We start from the raw sequence: 1,198 nt of genomic DNA, 5'->3' as shown, positions 1-1,198 counted from the left end.
GTCCCTCGCGGACACCTATCATAGTAATACCGTCCGCCTGCCTTCGGTATCGGTATCTGTCCGAAACGCGAGCCGCTGTTTGTCTGATTTTCGGACCGGTGGTTGTCCTATGGCAGGAAGGGGCGCCGGAGGGTTCGGATCAAGGGATACGCGCTTTACTCCTTGTCTCGCCCGGAGGAGCGTGTATCGTATGGGCGATAAGGGGAAGAGGATGGTGGAATCCATCGTCATCGAACTGACCGCGAAGGGAAAGGGGTCCTTCTCGGGACGGACCATGGGGGTTGCCGGGAGTGTCGCCCGGCCCTGCGGCCGCTCCCGGCAACCCCTCTTCACGCGTGGTAATGGTTGGGGACAATTCCGTCTTTCTCCCCGGGAATGTCCGCGTTTCCGAGCATCTCTTCGGTCTCCCGGGACTCACCAACGTCGGTCGCGTGGCCAACGGAATCTTTCGGGGCGCCCAGCCGGAACCCGAAGGATACACCACCCTGAAGGCGATGGGCGTCAGGACGGTGATCAACCTTCGCACGCGTCACGGGGAGAGGGAGGCGATCGAGGCGGCAGGGATGCGATACGTCGAGATCCCCATAAATGTGTGGAAGAATGTCGACCCGGCGGCGGTGCGGAAGGCGCTGTCGTTAATGACCGACCCGGCGAACCAGCCCGTATTCGTCCACTGCTCCCGCGGGAAGGACCGCATGGAAGTGGTGGCGGCGGTCTACCGGATGGAGGTCGACGGGTGGAGCGAAGCGGAGGCGGAGGCGGAAATGGAGGCCTTCGGCTTCCACGAGTTCTGGTCACAGTACAAAGAGTTCGTTCGCCGGTACCCGGAGGACCGGATGGGGATCCGGGGCGGGAACGGCCCGTAAATCCATAGGGAATGGAGGTTCGGCGGATGACGGGAGGCGGGTCGAAGGCGGGGGGGGTGTTCGTCCTCTCGGCGGCGGCCGGCGCGGGACATGTCCGGTCGGCGGAGGCTCTGGTTGCCGCCTTCGCGGCGAAGGGGATCGCCGTGAAGCATGTGGAGGTCCTGAAGTACTCCTCCTACTTCTTCAAAAAAGTCTTTTCGGACCTGTACTTCGAACTGGTCAACCGGCAGCCGGCGATCCTGGGGCTGGTCTACGACGCCATGGACCACCCGTGGATGTACACGAAACGCCGCCTCGCGCTCGACCTGCTCAACACCCGGCCCCTCGCCAAT

General features: G+C 63.3%; 2 protein-coding genes. Both read left to right on the top strand.

Annotated features, from left to right (window positions below; translation table 11 throughout):
- Positions 1 to 341 precede the first annotated feature (341 nt).
- Positions 342 to 866, top strand: a complete 525-nt coding sequence (locus VJ307_03200) for a hypothetical protein (GenBank protein HJX73138.1) — start codon at positions 342 to 344, stop codon at positions 864 to 866.
- An 11-nt stretch (positions 867 to 877) separates the two neighbouring features.
- On the top strand, positions 878 to 1,198 hold a 321-nt coding region (locus VJ307_03195; protein ID HJX73137.1), incomplete at its 3' end, for a hypothetical protein.

The sequence above is a fragment of the Candidatus Deferrimicrobiaceae bacterium genome (assembly GCA_035256765.1).
Classification (GTDB): Bacteria; Desulfobacterota; Deferrimicrobia; order Deferrimicrobiales; family Deferrimicrobiaceae; genus CSP1-8.
This window is presented reverse-complemented; position numbering and strand designations above follow the sequence as displayed.

Bases quoted from the DNA above. Each gene is read 5' to 3' on its own strand.
- VJ307_03200 (HJX73138.1), top strand. From the start codon at position 342: ATGGTTGGGGACAATTCCGTCTTTCTCCCCGGGAATGTCCGCGTTTCC.